The organism is Paenibacillus silviterrae, assembly GCF_030167925.1.
Lineage (GTDB): Bacteria > Bacillota > Bacilli > Paenibacillales > NBRC-103111 > Paenibacillus_G > Paenibacillus_G silviterrae.
Map to the genome: position 1 here is coordinate 1727516 of NZ_JASKUT010000001.1, position 25356 is coordinate 1752871.

Annotated in this window: 24 protein-coding genes; 5 read left to right on the forward strand and 19 right to left on the reverse strand. The window is 52.3% G+C overall.

Annotated elements, in window-relative coordinates:
• Nucleotides 1–30: 30 nt before the first annotated feature.
• Nucleotides 31–258 (forward strand): small acid-soluble spore protein Tlp, encoded by a 228-nt coding sequence (tlp, locus tag QMO62_RS07520; protein ID WP_284639942.1) that lies wholly within the window; start codon nucleotides 31–33, stop codon nucleotides 256–258.
• A gap of 56 nt (nucleotides 259–314) precedes the next feature.
• On the opposite strand, the gene rnz is transcribed toward tlp, so the two are convergent.
• Both rnz and metH read right to left on the reverse strand, forming a co-directional pair.
• Nucleotides 315–1265 carry a ribonuclease Z gene (gene rnz / locus QMO62_RS07525; protein ID WP_284639944.1) on the reverse strand — a complete coding sequence of 317 codons (951 nt, stop codon included), beginning with the start codon at nucleotides 1263–1265 and terminating at the stop codon, nucleotides 315–317.
• A gap of 82 nt (nucleotides 1266–1347) precedes the next feature.
• Nucleotides 1348–4791, reverse strand: a complete 3444-nt coding sequence (metH, locus tag QMO62_RS07530) for a methionine synthase (RefSeq protein ID WP_284639946.1) — start codon at nucleotides 4789–4791, stop codon at nucleotides 1348–1350.
• A 227-nt stretch (nucleotides 4792–5018) separates the two neighbouring features.
• Between metH and mtnD the strand changes: the two genes are divergently transcribed.
• Complete coding sequence (mtnD, locus tag QMO62_RS07535) at nucleotides 5019–5561, forward strand: acireductone dioxygenase (protein WP_284639948.1); 543 nt, start codon at nucleotides 5019–5021, stop codon at nucleotides 5559–5561.
• 74 nt (nucleotides 5562–5635) lie between these two features.
• Here the strand turns inward: mtnD and QMO62_RS07540 are convergent, their stop codons facing one another.
• From QMO62_RS07540 to QMO62_RS07555, 4 genes are all read right to left on the reverse strand, one after another.
• Nucleotides 5636–6427 (reverse strand): HAD family hydrolase, encoded by a 792-nt coding sequence (locus QMO62_RS07540; RefSeq protein ID WP_284639950.1) that lies wholly within the window; start codon nucleotides 6425–6427, stop codon nucleotides 5636–5638.
• 42 nt (nucleotides 6428–6469) lie between these two features.
• On the reverse strand, nucleotides 6470–6985 hold the full coding sequence (locus tag QMO62_RS07545) for a hypothetical protein (protein ID WP_284639952.1): 516 nt from the start codon (nucleotides 6983–6985) through the stop codon (nucleotides 6470–6472).
• A 28-nt stretch (nucleotides 6986–7013) separates the two neighbouring features.
• Nucleotides 7014–7217 (reverse strand): DUF896 domain-containing protein, encoded by a 204-nt coding sequence (locus QMO62_RS07550; protein WP_284639954.1) that lies wholly within the window; start codon nucleotides 7215–7217, stop codon nucleotides 7014–7016.
• A 227-nt stretch (nucleotides 7218–7444) separates the two neighbouring features.
• The gene (locus QMO62_RS07555) at nucleotides 7445–7810 is read right to left on the reverse strand and encodes a LysM peptidoglycan-binding domain-containing protein (protein WP_284639955.1); all 366 of its coding nucleotides are present in this window, start codon (nucleotides 7808–7810) and stop codon (nucleotides 7445–7447) included.
• Between the two features lie 145 nt (nucleotides 7811–7955).
• On the opposite strand from QMO62_RS07555, the gene lexA reads away from it, so the two are divergent.
• Nucleotides 7956–8576, forward strand: coding sequence for a transcriptional repressor LexA (gene lexA, locus QMO62_RS07560; protein WP_284639957.1), 621 nt, complete (start codon nucleotides 7956–7958; stop codon nucleotides 8574–8576).
• Nucleotides 8577–8926: 350 nt separating this feature from the next.
• Here lexA and glnA read toward each other — a convergent pair whose 3' ends face one another.
• The 4 genes from glnA to hflX form a co-directional block, all read right to left on the reverse strand.
• Nucleotides 8927–10264, reverse strand: coding sequence for a type I glutamate--ammonia ligase (gene glnA, locus QMO62_RS07565; RefSeq protein WP_284639959.1), 1338 nt, complete (start codon nucleotides 10262–10264; stop codon nucleotides 8927–8929).
• 90 nt (nucleotides 10265–10354) lie between these two features.
• Nucleotides 10355–10765, reverse strand: coding sequence for a MerR family transcriptional regulator (locus tag QMO62_RS07570; RefSeq protein ID WP_284639961.1), 411 nt, complete (start codon nucleotides 10763–10765; stop codon nucleotides 10355–10357).
• A 125-nt stretch (nucleotides 10766–10890) separates the two neighbouring features.
• The gene (locus QMO62_RS07575) at nucleotides 10891–12144 is read right to left on the reverse strand and encodes a methionine gamma-lyase family protein (RefSeq protein WP_284639963.1); all 1254 of its coding nucleotides are present in this window, start codon (nucleotides 12142–12144) and stop codon (nucleotides 10891–10893) included.
• Nucleotides 12137–13471 carry a GTPase HflX gene (hflX, locus tag QMO62_RS07580; protein ID WP_284639965.1) on the reverse strand — a complete coding sequence of 445 codons (1335 nt, stop codon included), beginning with the start codon at nucleotides 13469–13471 and terminating at the stop codon, nucleotides 12137–12139. The genes QMO62_RS07575 and hflX overlap by 8 nt, the downstream gene beginning before the upstream one ends.
• Nucleotides 13472–13762: 291 nt before the next feature.
• On the opposite strand from hflX, the gene QMO62_RS07585 reads away from it, so the two are divergent.
• Nucleotides 13763–14731: an AAA family ATPase gene (locus QMO62_RS07585; RefSeq protein WP_284639967.1), complete on the forward strand. Its 969-nt coding sequence runs from the start codon at nucleotides 13763–13765 to the stop codon at nucleotides 14729–14731.
• 73 nt (nucleotides 14732–14804) lie between these two features.
• Here QMO62_RS07585 and QMO62_RS07590 read toward each other — a convergent pair whose 3' ends face one another.
• From QMO62_RS07590 to QMO62_RS07605, 4 genes are read right to left on the reverse strand one after another with little or no spacing between them, the layout of a single operon-like run.
• Nucleotides 14805–15485, reverse strand: a complete 681-nt coding sequence (locus tag QMO62_RS07590; protein WP_284639969.1) for an HAD family hydrolase — start codon at nucleotides 15483–15485, stop codon at nucleotides 14805–14807.
• Nucleotides 15486–15539: 54 nt separating this feature from the next.
• Entirely contained in the window at nucleotides 15540–16154 is a 615-nt protein-coding gene (locus tag QMO62_RS07595; RefSeq protein ID WP_284639970.1) for a PH domain-containing protein, read from the reverse strand.
• A 54-nt stretch (nucleotides 16155–16208) separates the two neighbouring features.
• Nucleotides 16209–16490: a DUF1294 domain-containing protein gene (locus QMO62_RS07600; RefSeq protein ID WP_284639972.1), complete on the reverse strand. Its 282-nt coding sequence runs from the start codon at nucleotides 16488–16490 to the stop codon at nucleotides 16209–16211.
• A gap of 23 nt (nucleotides 16491–16513) precedes the next feature.
• Entirely contained in the window at nucleotides 16514–17875 is a 1362-nt protein-coding gene (locus QMO62_RS07605; protein WP_284639974.1) for a TrkH family potassium uptake protein, read from the reverse strand.
• 159 nt (nucleotides 17876–18034) lie between these two features.
• Between QMO62_RS07605 and QMO62_RS07610 the strand changes: the two genes are divergently transcribed.
• On the forward strand, nucleotides 18035–18460 hold the full coding sequence (locus tag QMO62_RS07610; RefSeq protein WP_284639976.1) for an EamA family transporter: 426 nt from the start codon (nucleotides 18035–18037) through the stop codon (nucleotides 18458–18460).
• A 25-nt stretch (nucleotides 18461–18485) separates the two neighbouring features.
• Here QMO62_RS07610 and QMO62_RS07615 read toward each other — a convergent pair whose 3' ends face one another.
• The 5 genes from QMO62_RS07615 to QMO62_RS07635 form a co-directional block, all read right to left on the reverse strand.
• Complete coding sequence (locus tag QMO62_RS07615; RefSeq protein WP_284639978.1) at nucleotides 18486–19781, reverse strand: arsenic transporter; 1296 nt, start codon at nucleotides 19779–19781, stop codon at nucleotides 18486–18488.
• Nucleotides 19782–19913: 132 nt separating this feature from the next.
• Nucleotides 19914–20630, reverse strand: coding sequence for a twin-arginine translocase subunit TatC (gene tatC / locus QMO62_RS07620; protein ID WP_284639980.1), 717 nt, complete (start codon nucleotides 20628–20630; stop codon nucleotides 19914–19916).
• A 24-nt stretch (nucleotides 20631–20654) separates the two neighbouring features.
• Complete coding sequence (gene tatA / locus QMO62_RS07625; protein ID WP_284639981.1) at nucleotides 20655–20885, reverse strand: twin-arginine translocase TatA/TatE family subunit; 231 nt, start codon at nucleotides 20883–20885, stop codon at nucleotides 20655–20657.
• Nucleotides 20886–20988: 103 nt separating this feature from the next.
• Nucleotides 20989–22662 carry a PhoX family protein gene (locus QMO62_RS07630; RefSeq protein WP_284639983.1) on the reverse strand — a complete coding sequence of 558 codons (1674 nt, stop codon included), beginning with the start codon at nucleotides 22660–22662 and terminating at the stop codon, nucleotides 20989–20991.
• A gap of 196 nt (nucleotides 22663–22858) precedes the next feature.
• Nucleotides 22859–25336, reverse strand: coding sequence for a beta-mannosidase (locus QMO62_RS07635; protein WP_284644886.1), 2478 nt, complete (start codon nucleotides 25334–25336; stop codon nucleotides 22859–22861).
• Nucleotides 25337–25356 lie beyond the last annotated feature (20 nt).

Below are 25356 nucleotides of genomic sequence, written 5' to 3' on the forward strand. Positions count from 1 at the left end.
AACCACTATTTCGAAGGAGTTGATCGCAACATGGCCAAACCGGATAACCGAGCCGACAATGTAGAGCATCTGCAAAGCAATATTAACCATACCATCGCCAACCTGGAAGAAGCGGAAGAGTATCTTGCCGAGCATGCGGACGAGATTACGCCTCAAGACAAGGAACAAATCCTTGAGAAGAATGCCCGCCGCCGCGAGAGCTTAAGCTCTTTCCGTTCCGAAATTAGGGATGAGGCGCTTAACCAACGAAATCAATAGGGTATTGCTTTATCGGAGACCTCCGTTCCCTTCAAGGGACGGGGGCCTCATCTCCATTACAAAGATGCATCCCGCTTCACAGCTGGAATTTCGAATCGAAAATGATCGTGCGCCAAATAGGTGTTCTCATGAATTTCTTTGGCCTCCTGCACAAGCAGCTCCGCCTCCGCTCCTTGATATCTGGAACTGATATGAGTCAGTATCAAGTGCTTGGCGCCCGCCTCATGGGCCGTTCTGGCCGCATCCATCGCAGTGGAATGATCGTAATCTATGGCCAGCTGCTTCTTATGTTCCGCGAAAGTTGCCTCATGCACCAAAACATCCGCCCCTCTCGCCAGCTCTAGACTGCCAGGACAAGGCTGCGTATCGCCCAGAATCGTCACGACCCGGCCGGCGCTTGAAGGACCTACGAAGTCCGCTGCCTTCAGCACCGTTCCGTCGTCCAGTGCGATATCTTCTCCCCGTTTGATTCTGCCGAACAAGGGACCCGATGCCAGCCCAAGCTCCTTCAGCTTTTGTACCTGCAGCTGTCCCTTTTGCGGCTTCTCAACGATTCGATAACCGAAGCTCTCCACCCGATGAACAAGTGGAGCAACATGTACCTCGAAGCCTGCGTCCTCGAACAATAAGCCTTGCCGGTCCTTCTCCAGTTCAATGATGGTAAGCTCATAGATCAAGTGGGATTGGCTGATCTGCAGTACCATCTCAATAAAGGCTTTAATCCCCTTAGGACCATAAATTGTGAAGGGCTGCTCTCCTCCAAGGTAGGAACGGCTCGACAGAAGACCCGGTAATCCGTAGAGATGATCTCCGTGAAGATGTGTGATGAACAGCTTCTCCAGCTTGCTCATTTTGACAGGGGATCGCAAAATCTGATGCTGCGAGCCTTCCCCGCAGTCAAACATCCAGTAACAATTCCGCTCGGCCAGCAGATTCAACATAACGGAGGTTACGTTGCGTTCCTTAGATGGCATTCCCGCCCCTGTGCCGAGAAAATAAAGCTCCAAACCGACCGACTCCGTTTCATGATGATTTCTTATCGATAAAGGAAAGAGTGAGGCAGCTCATGCCCCACCCTGTGTAGTATGCCTAACTTTTTTCCACATTAAAATATCTTGCCTGCGGATGAGCAAAAACAATGGCCGATACGGAAGCTTCCGGCTCCATCATGCTGCCTTCGGTCAGCTCCACTCCAATATCCTCCGGCTTGAGGAGAGCGAACAGCTGCTTCTGGTCGTCCAGATCCGGACACGCCGGATAACCGAACGAGAACCGTTGGCCGCGGTACTTCGCCCCGAAACGCTCCTGCATCGTCATATCGGCCGGATCCGGGAAGCCCCATACGTCGCGCATCATTTGGTGAACACGCTCAGCGAACGCCTCTGCGGTCTCAAGCGCCGTCGCCTGAAGCACGTGAGAGCGGAGATAATCCCCCTTATCTCTCATGATCGTAGCACGATCGCTAACGCCATGACCTGCCGTAACAACCAGGAAGCCTACGTAGTCCATTTCTCCGCTGTCAACCGACTTTAGATAATCGGCCAAGCAGAGGAACGGCTCCGTTCCTTGCCGCGGGAACGTGAATTTCTGCAGCACCTTCGTATGATCCTGAGGATCATACACAAGCACCTCGTTGCCGTTCGACTGAGCTGGGAAGAAGCGGTACATGGCGTGTGCTTTGATGGCGCCTTCGCGCTGCGCCTCCTCCAGAATTTGATCCACCGTTTCCTTCAGCTGTACCGCCTTCGGATCCTTGTCCGCCAGCAGCTTCTCTACTTTGCCCTTCAGACCCAAGTGGTGACCCAGCAGCATCTGCATGTTGATGTAAGGGATCAAGTGGCTGATCGGATAATCACGCAGCACGTGACGCTCCAGGTCCGGCGGTACCTGTACCGGTACCGTGCGGTCCACGTCGGAGCTCTTCACCCGGGTCAGCGCCGGCATCTGATCTTCCTTGCGTCCGGCTTCCTTGACATCCGAGTCCACGCTCTCTCGAAGCTGCTGAATCAGCACTTTACGCTGCTCCGGATCGCTCAGCTTGTTGGCGATATCCAGTCCGTCCATCGCGTCCTTAGCGTACACAACGATTCCATCGTACTCTGGGGCGATTCGCGTTTTCGTAAACTTTCTGGTCAAGGCCGCGCCGCCGACCAGAATCGGCACATCGATGCCGGCATTCTTTAAATCCTGGGCCGTGATGACCATTTGCTGCGCGGATTTCACGAGAAGACCTGATAAACCGATCGCATCCGGCTTTTCCTTCCGGTACGCTTCGATCAGCTGCTCCGGCGGTACCTTGATCCCAAGATTTATAATGTGATAGCCGTTGTTGGACAAAATAATCTCAACAAGATTTTTTCCGATGTCGTGCACATCGCCCTTGACCGTTGCCAGAATGATTTTCCCTTTAACGGCGGACTCATTCTTCTCCATAAACTGCTCAAGGAACGCTACGGAAGCCTTCATAACCTCGGCGCTTTGGAGCACCTCGGCGACGATCAGCTCGTTGTTATTGAACAAACGGCCAACCTCTTCCATTCCCCTCATGAGCGGACCGTTGATGACTTCCAGCGGCGAATATTTCTTAAGCGCCTCCTCCAGATCCGGAATGAGACCCTCCTTCGTACCTTCAATGACATAGGAACCGAGTCGCTCTTCCAGAGAAAGATTGGAGATTTTCTCTTTCTTCTCTACGTTCTTCTCACGGAAATGCGCGACGAAAGCTGCAAGCGTTTCATCCGTAGTGTTGAAAATGAGGTTCTCTGCCAGCTGTCTTTCCTCTTCCGGTATGGAAGCATAACGCTCCAGCGCTTCCGTGTTCACAATCGCATAGTCCAATCCGGCCTTGGTACAGTGGTACAAGTAAACGGCGTTGAGCACCTCGCGGCCGGCCGGCGGAAGACCGAAGGAAATGTTACTTAAGCCGAGGATCGTCTTACATGCCGGATATTTTTCCTTGATCATCCGGATCCCCTCGATCGTTTCCACAGCGGAACCGATATATTGCGGATCACCCGAGCCGATCGGGAACATGTTCGGGTCGAAAATTATGTCCTCTGCCTTCATTCCATACTTCCCTGTCAGCAGATCGTAGGCGCGCGTTGCAACCTCCAGCTTGGCCTGACGGGAAACGGCTTGCCCCCGCTCATCGATCAGGATCATGACGACAGCGGCGCCGTATTTATGAATCAACGGAACGATGCTTTCGAATTTCGTTTCGCCATCCTCAAGATTGATTGAGTTAATGATGGCCTTCCCTTGCGAATATTTCAATCCCAGCTCAATGATATGGTCGTAAGTGGAGTCAATCATGAGTGGGACCTTTACCTTCTTGACGACCTGCGAAAGGAATTGCTCCATCGCATACGCTTCATCGATATCCGTATCCTGGAGGTTAATGTCAACAACCTGAGCGCCGTTCTTTACCTGAGCACGGGCGATTTCGGAGCCTTCCTCGAATTTGCCTTCCTTGATCAGACGCTTGAACTTCCGGGAGCCGGAAACATTCGTCCGTTCACCAACCATGACGGGACGGTTGGCATCCTCGATGTAAGTCGTCTCAATTCCGGAAACCGCCGGAGGGTGCGTACCCTTCTGTTCTCTAGGCTTGTAGTTCTGCAATGTCTCTGCCATAGCCTGAATATGGGCTGGCGTCGTTCCGCAGCAGCCCCCGGCAATGTTGAGCCAGCCCTGCTCGGCGAAGCCGGCCAGCTTCTTCGCAAGCGAATCGGGGGATTCGTGATATTGTCCGTTCTCATCCGGCAGCCCCGCGTTCGGGTAACAGCTCACAGCCGTTCCTGCGATGTCGGATAACGTACGGATATGATCGCGCATGAATTCCGGTCCGGTTGCACAGTTCAATCCGATGGAGATCGGGTTCAGGTGCTCTAGGGAAATGTAAAAGGATTCAATGTTCTGCCCCGCCAGCGTGGTTCCCATCGGCTCAATCGTACCGGAGATCATAATCGGCAGCTTACGGCCGAGCGTTTCGAACGCTTTACGAATCCCGATGCTGCCCGCCTTTACGTTCAGCGTGTCTTGGGAGGTCTCAAGCAGCAGCGCATCCACGTCCGCTTCGATCAAAGCCAGAGCCTGCTCATAATAGCTGTCCACCAGCTCTTCGAACGTCACGCCGCCGGTAACGGATAACGTCTTTGTCGTAGGACCCATGGCGCCCGCGACATAACGAGGCCACTCCGGTGTGCTGTATTTCTTGGCCGCTTCCACCGCCAGCTTCGCTGCGATCAGGTTCAGCTCTCTGGCACGGTCCTGCTGATCATATTCAGCCAAGACCACGCTAGTGGAGCCGAACGTATTCGTCTCTATAATATCAGCGCCCGCCGCAAAATACGCCTCATGAATTTTCGAGATGACATCCGGGCGAGTAATACATAAGTATTCGTTACAGCCTTCCAGGTCCTCTCCGCCAAAATCCTCTGCGGTCAGGTTTTCCTGTTGGATCATGGTTCCCATCGCACCGTCAAGAATGAGAATCTTCTTCTTAAGCTGTTCTTGCAAACTAACCTTAGTCATTGCCAAACCCCTTTCAAATGCCGCCCTCAATCAACAAAAAGTGACTTCTAATTTAACCCATAGTGTAACAGAAATGTGACATGATGAAAAGCGACAAATCATGTGATTGTCTTGATTCTTTATATATCCGATCGGTTTGGTCGCATTAGCACTATCGACAGATGCCCCTCCTTCCACTATAATACTGTTTAGTAGGAATTGAATACCAAGGGGAAAGAGGGATCCGTATGGCAGAAATCCGTATCCGCAGCACCAATGAACGCATCACCGGCGAAGAGCAGGTGAAGGCCTTTTTGAATAAACAAGAAGTACTTTACGAGCACTGGAATGAGAAGAAGCTGCCGGCCGAGCTGCAAGAGAAGTTTGTTTTGTCCGATGAGGAGAAGACGCAAATCCTGTCTACCTTCGACGAAGAAATTCGCGACCTGGCCAGCCGCCGCGGCTACCGCACCTGGGATATCGTGGCATTGTCGGACGCGACTCCGAATCTGGATGAGCTGCTGAAGAAATTCGAGCAGGTTCATACGCATACGGAAGATGAAGTTCGTGCTATTACTGCCGGCAAAGGCATCTTTATTATTAAAGGCACGGACGATGTCGGCTACTTCGATGTTGAGCTGACGGCAGGAGACGTGATTTCCGTTCCGGAGCATAAGCCTCATTTTTTCACTCTGATGGAAAATCGCCAGATTGTAGCCGTTCGACTCTTCATTGAGACAGAAGGCTGGATCGCTCATCCGTTTGAAGATCCTGCTTTCCAACAGGCATAAGCCGCTTCATTACCATAATGAAAGCCCGTCACCGATTCATTCGGCCGACGGGCTTTGTTTATTGAATAAATGAATTATAGCGAATCAATAACACCTTGAATGTCACGCAAGCTGGTAATTTCGAAAGCCGGAGCGATCTCGTCCCCGCGGGTCAGACCGTGACGGTTGATCCACATGTTGCGCATACCGACCTTGTTCGAGCCCAAAATATCCGTAGTCAGCTTATCTCCGATCATAACGCCTTCCTCTGCGGAGATGTTCAGCAGCTTCATCGCATGATGAAAAATGGCTTCAGCCGGCTTGCCTTCCCCAAATTCACCGGAGATCACGATATGGTTGAAGTAAGGAGCCAGCTCAGGTACACCGGCCAGCTTCTCCTTCTGCAGATCAGGAGAGCCGTTCGTTAGGAGCAGCAGCTGGTATTTGGATTTTAATTGCTCCAGCACCTCGAAGGTTTCCTCATAAACGATCGGACGGCTGCGTCTCTCAGCCGGGAACAGCTCCGCTAATCGGGCACCCAGCTCCGCATCTTCTATCCCTAACGCCTTCAGTCCTTTTGTCCAGGACTGCTTGCGGTATTCCGGGGCCAGCGCCTCCAGCTTGCGGAACTCTTCCTGCTCGCCCTGACTGAACCGTGCCCACAATCCTTCGAACGGATTGATCCCGATCATCTTGGTGAACGGAAACGTCTCGTAGGACTCATACAATGCCCTGGCTTCACTTCTAACCGCTTCCTCAAGATGAGCAGGCTCAATGGCATAATGCTTAGCCGCCTCCTCGCACGTTGCGGCGAACGCTTCCTTCACGCTGCGCTCATCCCACAGCAGCGTATCATCCAGATCAAACAAAACCGCTTTAATAGCCATTTCCCTTGTCTCCCCCAAAACCCATAAATATGTTTTACTTGTCTAGGCCTCATTCTTAACCGGAATCGAATGACGGCCGGCAAATTCCTTCAAGCCTTCCTGCATGGAAGCTATGGAAAAGCGGTGAAACATTCGGGTGAACACCCAACGGGTGTTTTTCCCCTTGAAGCCAATAGTGACACTATCCTTATGAAACACAAACTCGCTAATGTCATCATGCTTGAAGGTACGATCTCCGCCAAACCGGCGGGAAGTAATCGAATCCTTCCCTACCTTCAAATAAGGACGACGCAGCCAGAAAATAAACAAGCCGAGGAAAATGTAGCTGCCCCCGGTGATCCAGTACAGGTTATCGTCCTGCCTGGTTTCACGGAAAATAATGAAGCAAAAAATCCCTGTCAGCACGAGCAGGATTGGCAAAAACCAGCTTCTTCCCCGATAAACCGCGGACTCCTCCGTTGGTGTCGCAGCGGATATTTGTTGTTTCCCGTACTTCTGCCGATGCTTGTTCGCCATCTTACGATTGCGTCGGACCATGCGTTCCCAGTTACGCGCCATTTCCAATACCCCTTATTGTCCGTTTACCCTATTTTTTCTCTTCCTCATCGTCGACAAACTTAATGTTGTCCAGCTGGGATCGTAACGAAGATTTGAACGCGTCGATATACTTCCTTCTTAGCTCGTTACGCTCTACCACTTCCTCATCGGTGAGTCCGTCCGCCTTCGCTTTGCGGGCCAGCTCATTAATCCGCTTGACGTTCGCATCGTGTTCGCTTTCGTGTTCGCTCATGACTACCCTCCAAGTTATGACTTGTCCAATGGTGATGAAGGAGACCTACCTCATCGTCCCTTAATACTTTGACACTAAGGGGTAGGATTGTCAAGTGACGAGAAGGGAATGATCGGTAATACCAAGCATAGAAAAAAGGCGCTGCTTCGGATTCCACAGCACCTTCATCTTATAGTAATACCTGCGTATTATCACAGCTAAATTACATTGGTCAGAGCTAAACCCGCTCACGGCAGCAGCAGCTTCTGCCCCACATTAACATTACTGTTCTTCAGCCCGTTCATCTTCCTCAGCTCATGCACATAATTACGAACATCAGTTCCCCTTGCTGCGTGTTCGGTAGCAATCGACCATAACGTCTCCCCTTGATCCACGATAACCACAGCCTGCTCGGGCTCATTTTCAGTCGCAGCATAAGCGTCCTGATCGCCGAACAGCGAAGCACCGAAGGCTCCGAAGGATAAGAAAAGCAATAAGGCCGTCACGGTAAAGATCACACGAGCATTTAAGCCGTTGTTCTTCTTCTTGCTATGTAACTGCTTAGACTCGTCAGCAGAATTGTATTTACGAATAAGAGTAGGATTTTGAATCATGAGTAACCGCCCCCAAACATTTGTTCTGTTCATAATATAACACGAACAAATGTTTGTGTCAACGATTTTTCGAACTCATGTTTGTACGAACTCCGGTTCTGTGTTATACTCCAAGTAATGATTACCAAAATTGGAGTTGATACGAATGAGCAAGATTTCCAACCGCCAACAGGCGATTTTGGATTTCATTAAGAATGAAGTTCGGGACAAGGGGTATCCCCCTTCGGTTAGAGAGATCGGCGAAGCGGTCGGACTCGCTTCCAGCTCCACGGTACACGGACATCTGGAGCGGTTGGAGAAGAAGGGGTTAATTCGCCGCGACCCTACCAAGCCGCGGGCTATCGAGATTTTGGACGGTACGGAGAATGACGGCGCTTATTCGGTGTCCGTTGCCCGCGTGCCTTTAATCGGACGAGTTACGGCAGGCGTCCCGATCACCGCTACGGAGAACATAGAGGATTACTTCCCTCTGCCAAGCCACTTCGTTGGCGACAATAAGGTTTTTATGCTCAGCGTCATCGGGGATAGCATGATTGAGGCCGGCATTCACAACGGGGACTATGTCATCGTCCGCCAGCAGCAGACCGCGAATAACGGAGAGATCGTGGTGGCTATGACAGAGGAAGACGAGGCTACGGTAAAAACCTTCTATAAGGAAAAGGATCACATTCGACTTCAGCCGGAGAATCCTGCACTGGAGCCGATCCGCTTGAAGCATGTCACCATTCTCGGCAAAGTCATCGGCCTCTTTAGAGATATTCATTAAACATCGCAAACGCTCCAATCTACTTCACGGTAGAAGGAGCGTTTTTTATTCGGCCATGTTTTGCCTGTACCGGGTCCGTGGCAACTGAAAGACTCTCCCGAAATCTGCAATAGTACAACTTTGAAGCCTTCAAAATGGTCACTTAAGACATATTTCTGCGAATAAGCACCAATATACAGGGTGAATTGCTATCAACGCCCTACTTCCCCATACATTTTTGCACAATCGCACAAATGCACCAATGCCCCCCTTTCGCAATCCATTTGTTGTGCATTTGCAGAAATCGGGCAAATAAGAAAAGACCCGGATGAGATCACAAAAGGATCTCCGGGTCTATAGGCAAGACTAGCTTAATACAGAGTCAAATACTGCTCGCGTTCCCATGCGTGAACCTGCGTGCGGTAGATATCCCACTCGATTTCCTTCAGCTCAACGAAATGAGCCAGCGCATGATCGCCCAATGCATCGCAGATGACGTCATCGCGCAGCAGCTCGTCTATCGCTTGCTTCAGATTCACCGGCAAGCTCGGAATCCCCTGCTCTTCGCGCTCTTCTTCCGTCATCACGTAGATGTTACGGTCGGTTGGAGGCGGCAGCTGGGTCTTGTTCTTGATACCGTCGAGGCCCGCCTTCAGCATAACCGCCAGTGCCAAGTAAGGATTCGCTGCCGGATCCGGGTTACGCACTTCTACGCGTGTACTCACGCCGCGGGATGCCGGAATCCGGATCATCGGGCTGCGATTGCTCGCTGACCATGCTACGTAGCAAGGTGCCTCATAGCCTGGCACCAAACGCTTATACGAGTTAACGGTAGGGTTCGTGATCGCAGCGAACGCGCGCGCGTGTTTCAAAATACCTGCCATATATTGTCTGGCCGTAGCGCTCAGACCCAGCTTGTCGCTCTCGTCATAGAACGCGTTCTCGCTGCCGCGGAACAAAGACTGGTGACAGTGCATACCGGAGCCGTTCACACCGAACAATGGCTTTGGCATGAAAGTGGCATGCAGCCCATGCTGCCGGGCTACGGTTTTCACTACAAGCTTAAACGTTTGAATCTGGTCAGCGGCCTTCAAGGCATCCGCATATTTGAAATCGATTTCGTGCTGACCCGGAGCTACCTCATGGTGAGAAGCTTCGATTTCGAAGCCCATTTCTTCCAGTGTTAGAACGATCTCGCGGCGGCAATTCTCGCCAAGGTCTGTAGGAGCAAGATCGAAATAACCGCCTTGATCGTTCAGCTCCATGGTCGGGTTGCCCTTCTCATCGGTCTTGAACAGGAAAAATTCCGGCTCCGGACCTACGTTCATCGCGGTATAGCCCATCTCTTCGGCTTCCTTCAGCGCCGCCTTCAGAATGCCGCGAGGGTCTCCCGGGAACGGACGGCCGTCCGGCAAATAAACGTCACAAATCAAACGGGCAACGCGATCTTCCGTAACCCAAGGGAACACAACCCAAGTATTCAAATCAGGGTATAAGTACATGTCGGACTCTTCAATACGAACGTAGCCTTCGATCGAGGAGCCGTCGAACATCATTTTGTTGTCGAGAGCCTTCTCCAGCTGACTTAACGGGATTTCCACGTTCTTGATGGTGCCCAGCAGGTCGGTAAACTGCAAGCGAATAAATCTTACATTCTCTTCCTTGGCAATACGCAGAATATCTTCTTTCGTATACTTCTTGTCTGGCACTGGAATCTCTCCTCCTTAGACTATGTACAAAGGTAACGGAGCACTTCAGGAGCCTGCCTGTGCCTGCCGCCCTCTGTACTCCGGTAAAACCTACTTCTTGTAAAAGCGTGACATTTGTCCCTCAATCAAGGACACCTGACCCGGGCGTCTGGCCCCGAGCAGCTCTTGCTTCAGCATTCTACGCAGCTGCGTATCGCTTAATTCACGACGCTTCGATTCCGATTGCTCCGTCAAAACCGTAGCTTCCTCGGAATCCTTGTTCACCGGCAGAAGCACCTGCTTGATCCCGGCAATATTGACGCCCTTCTCAATCAGATCCTTAATCTCCAGCAAGCGTTCCACATCGTTAAAGGAATATAAGCGCTGGTTGCCTCCCGTACGCGCCGGGATCACTAACTCATGCTGCTCGTAGTAACGTATTTGTCTGGCGGTCAAATCCGTCAGCTTCATGACGATGCCTATCGGAAAAAGCGCCATATTACGGCGTATCTCATCACTCATGACTTATCACTCCTGTGCAGTCTGAACCTTACCCTTATTGTAACCTTACAGGAAAAACATGTCAAGTCATGTCAGGTTTGTGCGAGATGTTTGCACATATAGGCTTTCATTTTCGAAAACAAAAACTACAAATTCAACAGTCCCCGATCCACCATGTTCTGGATGGCTGTAAGCACTCCGAGCTTACAGTGGGAGAACGTGAGCCCACCTTGCATGTAGGCGATATACGGCTCACGTATCGGCGCATCCGCAGACAGCTCCAGGCTTCCTCCCTGTATGAATGTGCCGGCGGCCATGATCACCGGATGCTCATAGCCCGGCATATCCCAAGGCTCAGGAACGACGTGCGAATCTACCGCAGCGGCCTGCTGAATTCCTTGGACGAATGCAATCAAATGCTCGGCGCCGGTAAACCGGATGGCCTGGATCAGATCCGTCCTCGGATCGTCCCAGCGCGGGTGCGTTACAAAGCCGATTTCCTCGAAGAGCGAGGCGGCGAAGACCGAGCCCTTCACTGCTTGTCCGACGAGGTGAGGGGCCAAGAACAAGCCTTGGTAAATCGCCCGCGTCGTGCCGAGCATAGCCCCGACCTCCCCGCCAATGCCGGGAGCCGTAAGCCGGTAGGAAGCCAGTTCGACGTATTTGCTTTTCCCCGCAACATAACCGCCGGTAGGTGCCAAGCCTCCGCCGGGATTCTTGATCAAGGAGCCGGCCATCAGATCGACGCCAACCTCTGTCGGTTCCATTCGCTCCGTGAACTCACCGTAGCAGTTATCCAGGAAGACGATGACATCCGGCTTGATTTCTTTGACGAATCGCACCATGTCACCGATCTGCTCTACGGTGAAGGACGGCCTCCACGAATAGCCGCGGGATCGCTGAATCCCGACCACTTTCGTGTTGGGGCCGATTCGCCGGGACACCTCCTCGAAATTGACGGAGCCGTCTTCCAGCAGCTCCACCTCCCCGTAGCCGATCCCCCAGTCCTGAAGGGAACCTTTCCCGTCTCCGGGCTCGCCGATCACTTTATGAAGCGTGTCGTACGGACGCCCGGTCATCATCAGCAGCTCGTCACCCGGCCGCAGTACACCGAACAGCGCCGTGCCGATCGTATGCGTCCCCGACACAAAATGCGGCCGCACTAGGGCGGCCTCAGCTCCAAACACATCCGCATACACGAGATCGAGCACCTCTCGCCCGCGATCGTTATATCCGTATCCGGTCGAGCCGGCAAAATGATAATCGCTTACCTTATGCTTCTGGAAGGCCTTGATGACCTTCCAGCTGTTATGGTCGACAACCCGGTCGATTTCCTGAAGCTTCCCCATAGCCTTCCGCTCAGCCTGCTCCATCAGGCTGAGCACCCGTTCGTTAAACATGGTCCGTCGTCTCTCCTCCGCTTTCTCCCTGAAGCCGCTGCGCCATATCGTAAGCCGCCAGCATATAGCCGATCTTATCGAATTCCTTGTTGTTTACCCTTACCTTGAACAGCATATCGTCACCGTCCACATCGTTCTCCAGCACCTCGCCCACCCTGTACACAAGGGAGATCACATCGCCTTTGTCCGCCGGGATGCGGTATGTTATATCCCCGCCGGTAAGCTTGGCTTCGATCGCCTCCATCACCCGCGCAAGATCGTCTTCTTGATATGCGGATATACGCAAAAACTCGCCTTCTGTAGTCAGCAGCTCCCGTTGAGCCTGCGTGCACAAATCGAGCTTGTTAAAAATCGTAATCCGTTCCTTCCCGTGAGCGCCGAGCTCCTCCAAAACTTGATCCACTACTTGCATTTGGATCGCCATCATGGGAGAGGAGCTGTCCACGACATGAAGGATCAAGTCCGCCTCATTCGCCTCCTCCAGCGTGGCGCGGAAGGCAGCAACCAGATCATGCGGCAGGTTCTGGATAAAGCCGACCGTATCCGTCAGCACAACCTCCTTGCCGCTTGGAAGCTTCAAGGCTCGGGAGGTCGGATCCAGCGTGGCGAACAGCTGGTTCTCTACATAGACATCCGCGTTGGTCATCTGACGGAGCATGGTGGATTTTCCCGCGTTCGTATAGCCGACCAGCGCGATTTGAAATACGCCCGTTTTCTTGCGCCGCTCTCTATGTAAATTGCGGTGGCGCACCACCTCCGACAGCTGGCGCTTCAGCTCGCTGATCCGGTCGCGGATATGCCGGCGGTCGGTCTCCAGCTTGGATTCCCCCGGTCCCCGCGTCCCGATGCCGCCCCCGAGCCGCGACAAGTTGCTGCCTTGACCGGACAGCCGCGGCAGCAAATAGCTGAGCTGTGCCAGCTCCACCTGAATGATCCCTTCCCGCGTTTTCGCCCGCTGTGCGAAAATGTCGAGGATCAGCTGCGTGCGGTCAATGATTTTGACATCCAGCGCTTCCTCCAGGTTGCGCACCTGAGCTCCGGACAGCTCCTGATCGAAGATGGCCGTATTGGCCCCCTGCTCATCGATCCGCTGCTTCAGCTCCTGCACCTTCCCCTTGCCGATCAGCCAGCGGAAATCTTCTTTTTCCTTATTCTGGGTCATCGTCTCCAGCACCTCAACGCCTGCCGTTTCCGACAAGGCGATCAGCTCCTGCAGCGAGTATTCCGGATCATACTCATCCTGACGCTTCAGCTCCTGGGTAACCAGGCTGACGAGAATAGCCCGCGGCTTTATCAGCGTCGTTACATCATGTGTATTGGATCTCATGGATAACTTATCGTCTCCTTCTGCCTTCGTGCGGGCATGCGTTTCTTCCGCAGCCGCACCGCATGAGTTCTCATCACGCATAGCTACTGCCGACTTCCTGATTCAGGAAACGACAATAGGAACGTTCACGTTCATTGTAAACGTCCCCTCTCTTAATTACAATGCACAGTTCATGTAGGATCCATTCTTTCCTGACGCCCGAATCCGAATTACTTGCGAAGGTTACGCAATTCAAGTCATGTTTCCCGAGAGGTGAGGCATAAAAATATACATATCGGGGGTGGAGTGGAGATGGATGAAGATACGCGTCAAATAGTAACCCGGGACAGACAAATCAATGTTACCTTTAAGACAGCCACGGATCCGAAGCCCAAATCGAAAGAGAACCCGGTGGAATTGAAGCAGCATTTCGAGGCCTTCTCAGACATCTTCAAGGAGCTTGACGAAATGATCGGACTGGAGGAAGTCAAGGAGTTGGTTTTCCAGATATATGCAATGCTTCAAATAAAGCAATTCCGGGTGGAAGCCGGCCTGCAGGCGGGCTCCCATGTATACCATATGATTTTTAAAGGCAATCCGGGAACCGGCAAAACCACCGTCGCAAGAATTATTGCAAAGCTGTTTAAGGCAATGGGAGTGCTTTCCAAGGGACACCTGATAGAGGTGGAGCGTGCGGATCTGGTCGGCGAATATATCGGCCATACGGCTCTGAAAACCCGCGAGATGGTGAAGAAAGCTTTGGGCGGCATTTTATTTATCGATGAAGCCTACAGTCTGGCGCGCGGCGGGGAGAAGGATTTCGGCAAGGAGTGCATCGACTGCCTGGTCAAGGCGATGGAGGATCACAAGAACGACTTCATACTTATATTGGCCGGCTATCCCGATGAGATAGACAATTTCCTGCTCACCAATCCCGGCTTGCCTTCCCGCTTTCCGATTCAAGTGGATTTCCCCGACTACACCGTAAGCCAGTTAATCAAGATCGCTGAGAAAATGGCAGCTGAGCGCGAGTACACCATACTCCCCGAATCCATTAAAAAGATCACCGAGCATCTGGCCGTCGTCAAGTATGGCGACCTCAATTTCAGCAATGCGCGATACGTCCGCAATCTGATTGAGAAGGCCATTCGCTTCCAGGCCGTGCGGCTGCTCAGAAAGCGGTCCCTCAAACCTACGAAGCAAGACTTGATTAATTTGATTGCGGATGATTTCGTCATTCACGAGGAGCCTCAACAGCCGAAGCCGAATGTCATTTACTGACTGGTCACAGCAAAAAAAAAGACAGGGGTGCATGGATAACGATACCTGCCCCTGTCTTCTTTCCATTTTCCGATTAAACGGCGTTCAGCGCCTTCGGCCGATCCTCCAGCGCACCGAGAACGTCATCCAAGCTCCGGTCGGCCATGGAGTCCATCCTCAGATCATGAACCCCGAATGGCAATTGCGAGGTAACTTCATTCGGCACAATCACGCAATACATACCTGCCCTCTTGGCCGCAAGCGACCCGTTGGGCGAATCCTCGAAGGCAACGGCTGCTTCCGGCGGTACCCCCAGGCTCTCGAGAGCTTTCAAATACAAAGCGGGGTCCGGCTTCACCCGCTCTACGTCCTCCGAGGTGCGGATCACGTCGAAATACGACAACAGTCCATACTGCTCCAAGTACCCGGTCACCCAAGCCCGCTTGGAGCTGGAAGCCAATCCGATCCGAAGTCCAAGCTCCTTCGCCCGCTGCAGATACGTCCTTACTCCCGGCCTGACGTCGGCAGCTTGCATTTTCACATCATATTTGGCCTTACGAAGCAGCCGCAGCTGCTCTCTGTCAACCGGCCGCCCCAAACAGGTCTCAAGATGCCCATAAGGGTCGAACCCTCCTTGCGTGCCGATGCACGCGCCCCATACCTCCAGAGTCAATTCCGTTCCATGCTCCGTAAACAGCTCTTGAAACGAATGAAATTCCGGCGTCTCCGTATCGAGCACCAGTCCGTCAAAATCAAAAACGATCGCTTGAATCATGGCTGCCTCCCCAGAAAAAGACCATGTCTTCAAGAGACACGGTCCGGATGTACGTTATAAGTTCAAATACCGTTCGAAGACAGAGCCGAAATCCTTCACGTGATACTGCTTTCGGGTCTCGGTCAGCCAAGTAAAGGCGGCTTCGTTCAAGCCCTTGAACTGCTCCACCAGGTTGGCCTGCTCGTTTGAAACCCGGCTCATGACGGTAGACGCCAAGTTCACGCTTTCCCGCGCATACTGCAGCATCGTGTCGTTATCGTGAGTCAGTTCGGAAATTTTCACCAACGCTTTATACAGATCCTTTAGCTCTTCAATATGCTTCTTATGTACGTCGATCGAGTAAGGAATCGATCCCATGGTGAATTTAATCTCCACATCCAGATCGACCGTACCGGCCGTCTCCAGCGATACATTCGAGATCCGATGCGTGCTGTAAGGATAACGCTGCAGCGTGCGCTTCTTGCTGACCGCGCTGGTACCGTCGAGATGGATCAAAGCCAGATTCGTAAAGCAGTATTCATCCGTCTTGGATTTGATCAAAAAATAAATTTTCTCCTGATCCTCATGCAGGACGTAATCGTCCGAGTCCACCTTGTCGTAATTTTCCGGCTTAATGACCGCACCTACATCACTGAGGCCGAGCAAATCCGCCGCGACTTTACCGAACATGCCATCATCCCTCTCTCCAGCTTAAATGGACGTACAGCAATAGTATACTGCATTTCAGATTTCTGGAAAATAGAGCCACTTGAGCAATAAGTACACGCACAGCACATTGAGAATAAAAAGAAACGGTACGCCGACCGTAAACGATTCGTGCTTCGTCTTGTGCCGCCACAGCTGCATGCCGATCCATACCCCTGCAGCCCCTCCCGCAAGGGCAATGAAAAACAGCCTTTTTTCGGGGACTCGGCGATTTTTGCGCTTCGCCTTGCGCTTATCCGCTCCCATGATAAGAAGTCCGAAGAGATTGATCAACAGCAAATATAAAGCTATGACTTTCATTGGATGGTGTCCCCCTCCTTCCTTTACCCGATAATCAGCTCTTCCTTCGGATAATGATATCGGTCCTTCGTCACCTTCGTGCGGAACAGGAACAGTAAGGACAAGATTCCAATACGGCCGATGAACATCAGCACGATAAGGATCATTTTGCCCGTGCCCGAAAGGCTGCCCGTAATTCCCGTGGAGAGACCGGAGGTACCGAAGGCGGAGCATACTTCAAAAATAATTTTGTTCAGCGAGAAATGCTGCCTTTCCACGGCATCGAGGAACATCGTAGCTCCGATAACGATCATAACCGCAGTAGAGAACACGACAAAGCTCTTCGTAATGTCCTCCTGCCTTATCGTCCGTCGGAACACTCGAACATCCGTTCTCCCCACCGCATAGGTCGCTAAAGTGAGCATAATGACGGCGAGCGTGGTTGTCCTTATGCCCCCGCCTACACTCGACGGGCTGGCTCCGATGAACATCAGGATCGACAGCAGGAACTGGGTCGGTGTCGTGAATTCAGCCACATCCATGGTGGCCAAGCCGCCGCTTCGCGTAGAGATGGAGTTAAAAAGGGAGTAGAAGAGCTTCTCATGCCAAGACATATTTTGAAAATAAACGCTGCTCTCTACAATCCAGATCCCGGTTGTGCCGAGGATTACGAGCAGAACGAAGGTCGTGACGGTCAGCTTGGTAAATAAGGAAAATTTAAACTGCTTGTCGCGGCGCAGCAGCTTTTCCCTCACCTCAATCAGCACGGGAAAACCAATCGCTCCAAGCACCAGCAGCAGCATCGTTACCAGCTGCACAAAATAATCGCCGGAGAAGGAATACATCGAGTTTCCGAACATATCGAGTCCCGCATTCGTATACGCCGAGATAGAATGAAATAATCCGTGATAATATGCTGTAATCCAATTGTCATAATAACCTGCCGCTATAAAATAAGTCCCGAACACAAGAGCGCCGCCAAGCTCAAAGATCAGGGCAAGCAGGAGAATGGTCCGCATCAGATGCACGAGCCCGGAAAGCTGCGTACGGTTTTGGTCGACCATGATCAGTCTGCGGTAAGATAATGAAATGTTTTGCCCTAGCAAAATCCAGATGAATGTGCCTAATGCCATAATGCCGATCCCGCCGAAATGGATCATTCCCATGATCATTACGATGCCGAAGTGGCTGAAGGTTTCCGATACATTGACGGTGGTTAGACCGGTAACACTAACGGCGCTTGTCGCTGTAAACAGTGCGTCGAACGCCTGAAGACGGACACCGGGCTGCTGGCTGATAGGGAGCATTAGCAGTCCTGTGGACACAATGACGGCAACTAAATACGAAAGAACAATGAATTGAGCGGGTGTAATTTGTTTGAACTTCTGAAAGAAAGGACGACGCAATGGCTTAACCTCCGGTTGTTTATCCAATTATTATAGGGAAAACTATCCGCCGAGTCTAGGCAAATCAAGGACGTCCGATTCTCACACACAAATTTTGGAGTGAAATGATGTGAATTCGGTCAAACTACGGTTTGCACAGTTGAATCCGGGAGGCTGCTTATGCTTTGGCTAACGTATGCGATTTTATCTGCCGTTACGGCTGCGATGGTCAGTATTTTTGGTAAAATCGGGCTGGAATCCGTCGATTCCAACACGGCAACGGCGGTACGTGCCGCAATTATGTGTCTATTTATCCTCGGGGTCGTCGCTCTGCAAGGCAACCTCGGGAAAATTCCGGAGCTGATCGGCGATAGAAAGGCTCTGTTTTACGTGACGTTAAGCGGAATTGCCGGAGCGACCTCGTGGATATTTTATTTCCTTGCGATCAAATACGGCAAAGTATCCCAGGTCGCTCCCGTAGACAAGCTCAGCGTAGTGCTGACCACCATTGCGGCGATTCTATTTCTTGGGGAGAAGATCAGTCTGATGAACGGAATCGGGGTTTTTATGATTGCGGTGGGCGTCGTAATCGTCGCCTTGAGCTAACGCATTTGCGTCAGCCCATGAACATTTAGAAATGAATGACGGTAAGCCATACATACAATCCGATTAAAGTGATCAGCAGCGTAGGAACCGTGAGGGTCACTCCGATTTTGAAATAGTAGCCCCAGCCGATCTTTACATCCTTTCGGGAAAGCACATGAAGCCACAGTAAGGTGGCGAGCGACCCGATCGGCGTGATCTTCGGTCCGAGATCGGATCCGATGACATTGGCGTAAATTAATGCCTCACGAACGGCCCCTTCCGTCTGCGTGCCTTGGATAGCAAGCGCATCGATCATCACCGTAGGCAGGTTATTCATAACGGAGGACAAGATGGCGGCAAGAAACCCCATTCCAACGGAGGCCGCCAGCAGTCCATGATCGGCAACATACTGGATGACGGAGCCGAGCATGTCCGTTAAGCCGGCATTCCGGAGACCGTAAACCACAACGTACATTCCGATGGAGAAGAAGACGATAGCCCAGGGCGCTTCCTTGATCAGCCGGGTCGTGTGAATTGCGGGACTTTTCCGAGCGGCTAAAAGAAAGCAAAGTGCCGCCACGCCTGCGATAATCGACACGGGAATCCCCATCCACTCGCTCAGGAAATAGGCCGCCAGCAGCACGATGAGAATGACCCAGGAGAGCTGAAACAATCTCATGTCCTTGATAGCCTCGCTTGGCTTCTTTAAGGTGGAGACATCGTAGCTTTGTGGAATGCTTTTACGGAAATATAGATACAAAACTAGCAAACTGGCGCCGATAGAAAAGAAGTTCGGCACTACCATGCGGCTCGCATATTCCGCGAAACCGACCCCGAAATAATCCGCAGATACAATGTTGACCAAATTGCTGATGACAAGCGGCACGGAAGCCGTGTCCGCAATAAAACCGCTGGCCATAACAAATGGCAGGATCATCTTCTCCTGAAAGCTTAAGGCTCGAACCATAGCCAGAACGATCGGGGTCATAATAAGCGCAGCACCGTCGTTGGCGAACAAGCCGGAAACCGCCGCCCCCAGCAGGATGATGTAGACGAACATCCGGGTTCCGTTGCCGCGCGCCAGCCGGGCCATATGCAAGGCCGACCATTCGAAAAATCCAATTTCATCGAGCACCAAGGAAATAAAAATAATGCCGACAAACGCCAGGGTGGCGTTCCATACGATTCCCGTAACGGCAGCAACATCGGACAAGGTGACTACACCAAACAATAACGCCAGAACGGCTCCCCCGGATGCGGACCATCCTATGCCCAGCCCTTTAGGCTGCCAAATGACCAGCACCAATGTAAGAAGAAAAATAATAATGGCTACATATGTCATGCTTTCTCCCAGCCTCTTCTCTATCATCATTCCTTATTGTTAAGTCGTTTCGACCATGGAATATCATAATGGAATCCTATTTTGATGTAAAGCGCAGAAAAAGAGCCAACGTCGCGGAACGTCGGCTCTTGGTTAGGAGGAAGCAAGCTTTTTACGGTACACCATTTTGGAGATCGACACGCTAATTTCGTATAACAAGAACAGCGGTATAATCACGAGAATGTCGGACATCGGATCCGGCGGAGTGATTGTTATCGCCGTAACGGCCAAACCGAAGTAGGAAAGCTTTCGTGCTTTCGCCAGCCTCGCGGGAGTAAGAACGCCGATTTGGGTCAGGAACATTACGATCACCGGCATCTCAAAAAGCAAGCCGAAGGGCACCGTCATATTGATCATGAACGAAAAATATTTTTCCGCAGTGTACATCGTCTCGAAGTCCACCGCCAGCGTCTCCAAAAAGGTGTAAACCATCGGATAAATCACAAAGTACCCGAAGCATATGCCTGCAAGAAACAAGACCGCAAGCGCCGGGATAAACGACATGGTCGCCTTGTACTCCGACGGACGAAGCGCGGGCTTCACGAAGAGCCACGCCTGCCAGGCCAGCACAGGCATCGTCACCGCAACGGCGAATACGCCGGAAAGCATGAAGTATACCCAGATCACATCGGAAGGCGCCAGGATCGCAAGCTTGCCCTGCACATCGCGGACGAGCCAGGTATACAGCTCCTTCACAAAGACGAAGCCGAGACAGAACGCGCTCAGAAAAGCGGTGAGCGTAATGATGATCCGCTTGCGCAGCTCCGTCAGGTGGGCTACGAAGGACACTTCTTGTTGAATTGGCATCATAACGGGACCGTCACAGCCTTTACCTTAATTTTTGTCAGCTGCCGCTGCAACGGTAGGCTTAAGCTCCTCGCCCTTCTTCTCTTCGCCCTTCTCTTCCTTATCGCCGTTCAGCAGCTCGCGGGTACCGTTCTTGAATTCACTTAAGGTGCGGCCGAAGGCACGACCCAGCTCCGGCAGCTTCGAGGGTCCGAAAATAATCAGTGCGATGATCAGGATTAGAATGAGTCCGCCGACTCCGATATTACCGAATGGCATGATGGTTTTCCCCTTTTATCGTCAGATGTGACGGAGCCGGCTCTATAGAATTGCTACAGAACCAGCCCCCGCTCTTGGTTTGCCTATATTCGTTGCAGAAGCTTTAGCCGAGCTTAAAGCCCTTGATCGCTACGACACCGCAGCGTGGAATTTTGTCGCCGTCACGATGAGGCCACAGGCTGGTAGGCTTGTTGACCTCCGTCGTGTTCTCCCCAGGATGCTGAACGGAAAGGAACAGCGTTTGCTCATTCGGTGTAAAGAACGGCCCCGTCAGCTCGGAATCGATAGGAGCCGAAGCGAACTGCAAAGCGATGCCTTTGCTCGGACCGTGAGTAGGAATGACGAACAAACCGTTGTTTTTGAAGGGAGTGTGCACACCCTTATGCATGCTGCTGGTCGAAATATCCGTTACGACCCATAGGTTGCCGTTGGAATCGAAAGCAAGATTGTCCGGGGAGCTGAAGCCGGATTGCCGGCCGCCCGCAGCGAAAATTTCGAAATCGAATTCCGTTGCGCCCAAATCGTTGTCCTTTTCAAAGATGCGTGTAATATGCCCGTGAATGTTGCCATGATTATCGTTATTCGTATGGCAAATGAATACCGTGTTGTCAAACGGTGAAATTTCGATATCCTCCGGACGGTCCGTAGGCGTTCCTCCAAGAATTAAAGCCGCCTCATGGCAGTTGGTGACAACATCGCCTTGGTTTTGGAACTTCTTGAGCAGCTCCTCGCGAGTGCCTTTGACGCCGGTCGGTGCTTTGAAGCTTTCGTTAGCAAGTGCTTTGCTGACGGCTTCATAAGTCAAGGCAACCCATTTGCCGGACTTCAGGTTCGCCACGTAGAGCGTCCCTTCTGTCAGCAGATCTGCATTTTTACGGCCAAATTCCGCTACATACTTGTTCTTGGACACGAACTTGTATACGCAGGCATCCTTCTTGTCATCGCCCATGTACACCACAACGCGGTTATCCTTCGTAAGACCCATGCACGTATTCTCATGGTTGAAGCGACCCAGAGCCGTATGCTTCTTCAGGTAGCTTCCGTCGAACGGATCGATCTCGACAACCCATCCGTAATGAGTCAGCGGCAAGCCGGCAGCCGTTGCGGTCTCGCTGAAGTTTTCCTCACAGGAGAGGACAGTGTTCCACAGGGTGATACCGCCGGAGCAGTTGGCGAAGGTGCCCTGTGCCGTGGTTGCGTTGTTCAGTGCAGACGTTCCCGCAGCAGGACCTGTCAATTCGAATTTGGAAAAGCCGTTAATGCGGCGGGCATGCTTCGACTTCGTGTCCATTCTCCAAGTGCCCTTCTCGTCCTGAGCTACTTCGATAACGGACATGCCTTGGTAATACAAATCCTTTTCAACCTGCTCCTTGGTCATTTTCCCGTCCTTAACAGGACCTACGGAGAACAGGTTCGTATATTCATGGTTATTCACCAGCAACCCATGGGAATTCGACCCGTCGATCGGGAAGAAGGCATTGTAATCGGAGCCGGTGCCGAAACGTTCGCCCGCTTCGTTAATAATGTCATCGAATGCGGCCACCACGTCGTAGGAATATCCTTTCGGAAGGATCAGCTGGTCTTCCTTGGACGCGGCGATAGGTTCAAAATAACCGCTCACCTTATTTGTTTTGAAGCCAAACAAGTGGTCTGCCGTGGCGGATGCAGCCGAAGCTTTCCCATCCAATACGCCAAGTCCTGCAGAAGCTGCGGCAAGCGCTGCAGCGCCGGTACCGAGATAAGATAAAAACGTGCGGCGATCGATCTGTTTGTCCATGGATTCGTACAACTCCCCATACATTTGTTTGGTGTGATGTTGCTATAGACAAGCATAGTGGGTGAGTATCAAGCAAGTGTTAATTGCATATGAAGTATTTGTAAAGATTGTTCAATCCTGCTAGCCACTGGTGCTGACTTGAGGCAGCCCGACACAAAGAAAAAAGCTCCTCTGAGCAGAGGAGCTTGGAGCACAACTAACAAACATAGGAATCGGCGAGACTGCGAAGCAGGAGCTCCCTGCGCAGCTGATCGGCCGAGGCCGGCGAAGAAAGATCGGACTTCATCAGCTCGATCCGCTTCGGTCTACCGGCGGACACATGGAAGAAATTATCGCTTAAGCGGGCGTCCAGCTGAGCAAAATCCAGCTCCACGAACAGGGCAAGCGACTCGGCATGAAGCGTAAGGATGAACCGATCCTCCGCTTCTTCGATGTCGCAGATTAGCTTTGGCTCCGGCGACAACCGGAAATGCTTCGGTCGAACGAAGAGTACCCAGCCTTCGCTCACTTCTTGCCCCCCTTGATGAAGGGCGTATTCCAAATACAGCTCATCTTCCCGGCCTTGCACGCTTTCAGAGAAATCCAGATCTGCGACCGGCTGTGCCGACATCGCGCCTGACAATACATTCAGACTGCCTTCCTCCACGATGCGGCCCCCGGCCTCTCTCAGTTTCCATACGACCGTACCGGCTTCCTCGTTTAACGTATCGTTCGTCACGACCAGCTTCACTTGAGCCCCCGTTTCCTCCGCGGATAGGAGAAGCGGCGCATAGAACCGCTTGGCGGCATAATGCAGCGCCTTCCAGCGACCGTAGTAATCGATGCTTGACCAAGAGGCTACCGGCCAGCAGTCGTTCAACTGCCAATACACGGAGCCCATGCAGCGGCCCCGGTTCCTCCGCCAGTGCTCAACCCCGTAGCGCATCGCCTCCGCCTGCAGCAGCTGGGATACAAAGAGCAGGGATGAAAAGTCCTTCGGGTACAGGAAGTTTTCGCTGATCCCGAACAATATTTTTCCGTTGCCGCCGGCGTTCTTCTGATGGCTTTCCATCACCGGAGTGAAGATGTTGCGGTCGCCCGGCTCCGTAAAGGCAGCTACGGTCTTATGCGAAGGGAACGATTGAAAGCCGAATTCCGAGCAGAAGCGGAAGTAATGCTTCCGGTACTCCGTGAACGGCTTGCCCCCGTGCCATACTTCCCAATAATGGACATCCCCCCGGTCCGATGCGTTCGGATCATCGAAGCCGCCGCCGGAGGAAGGAGAGGCTTTCCAGTAGAACGTTTCGGGATCGTGTGCCTTGGTCACCTCGGGAATCAAAATTTCAAACTGCTTGATATAGTCGGTCCGCAGCTTCTCCCGTTTCGGGAACCCCCATGACATCCAGGCCCACTCCATCTCGTTATTTCCGCACCACAGACCAAGACAAGCGTGATGACGAATCCGCCTTACATTATCGGCGACCTCGGCCTTGATTTCAGCCGTGAAGGCTTCGGTCATCTCGTACTCGGCACAAGCGAACAAATGATCCTGCCACACAATCAATCCGTATTGATCGCACAGTTCGAAGAAATCATCATCCGGATAAAACCCGCCGCCCCAGACGCGAATACAGTTGAAATTCGCCTTCACGCAATCGCGGATCAGCTGCTCCGTACGCTTACGGCTCAGTCTTTCGTGAATATTATCCTCCGGGATATAGTTCGCTCCCATAGTGAAGATCGAGATGCCGTTGACTTCGAATTCGAAGGATTCCCCCCAGGCGTCGGGCTCCTGCCTCACCGTAAGCGTTCGCAAGCCTAGCTTATACGATTGCTCGTGAACGGCGGCTCCTTCGCTAATCAGCTGAAGCTTCAGCTCATACAAGGGCTGCTTGCCTAGCCCGTTAGGCCACCAAAGCTCCGGCTCGCTCACACTCAGCAGGATCCGGTCCGGTGTCTCCCCTACGGTAAGCTCCGATGAGGCGGCAACTGTGCTGTCAGGTGCAAGAAGAACGGCATCCAGCTGCAGCTCGGTGCCCGTAAAGCGTTCTGTCTGTACCCGAACATCGAGTGTTACGGTGCCGTCTTCCGCATGCTTTTGTACGACATACACATCCTCAATGCGACCGACCTGGTGAGCTTCTATGTAAATGTTTCGCCAAATGCCGCTGTCCGGCACCTTCGGACCCCAGTCCCAGCCGAACATATGATGCGCCTTTCGCAAATGCGGGTAGCCCTGAACCACATAGTCGTCATTAGCCGCCCAGAGGTATCTCTCCTTTTGCATATTGACCACATAATTTACCGGTGAACGGAACGTCACCTGCAGCTTGTTACGGCCGGCGACCGCCAACCCCTTAAGATCCAAGCGGTACGTTCTATGCATATTCCACGTATGGGCAAGCTCCTTCCCGTTCAGGCGAAGCTCTGCAATCGTATCCAAGCCTTCGCAGACGAGCTCCAACCGTGCCGCCTCCAGCTGCGCGGCCTCCAGCTCAAACTCTCTCTCGTACTCATAATCCTTAAGGAAGATGTCGAACACCTCATACTGCCTGTCGCGGTAATACGGATCCTCTATCCTACCGGCCCTTAACAAATCGGACGCCACCGACCCGGGGACTTTGGCGGGAATCCATTCCTCATCACCCACCGGACGCATACTCCAGGCTCCGTTAAGATCGATTGTTTGCCTCATTTCATTCACGCTCCCTTTCC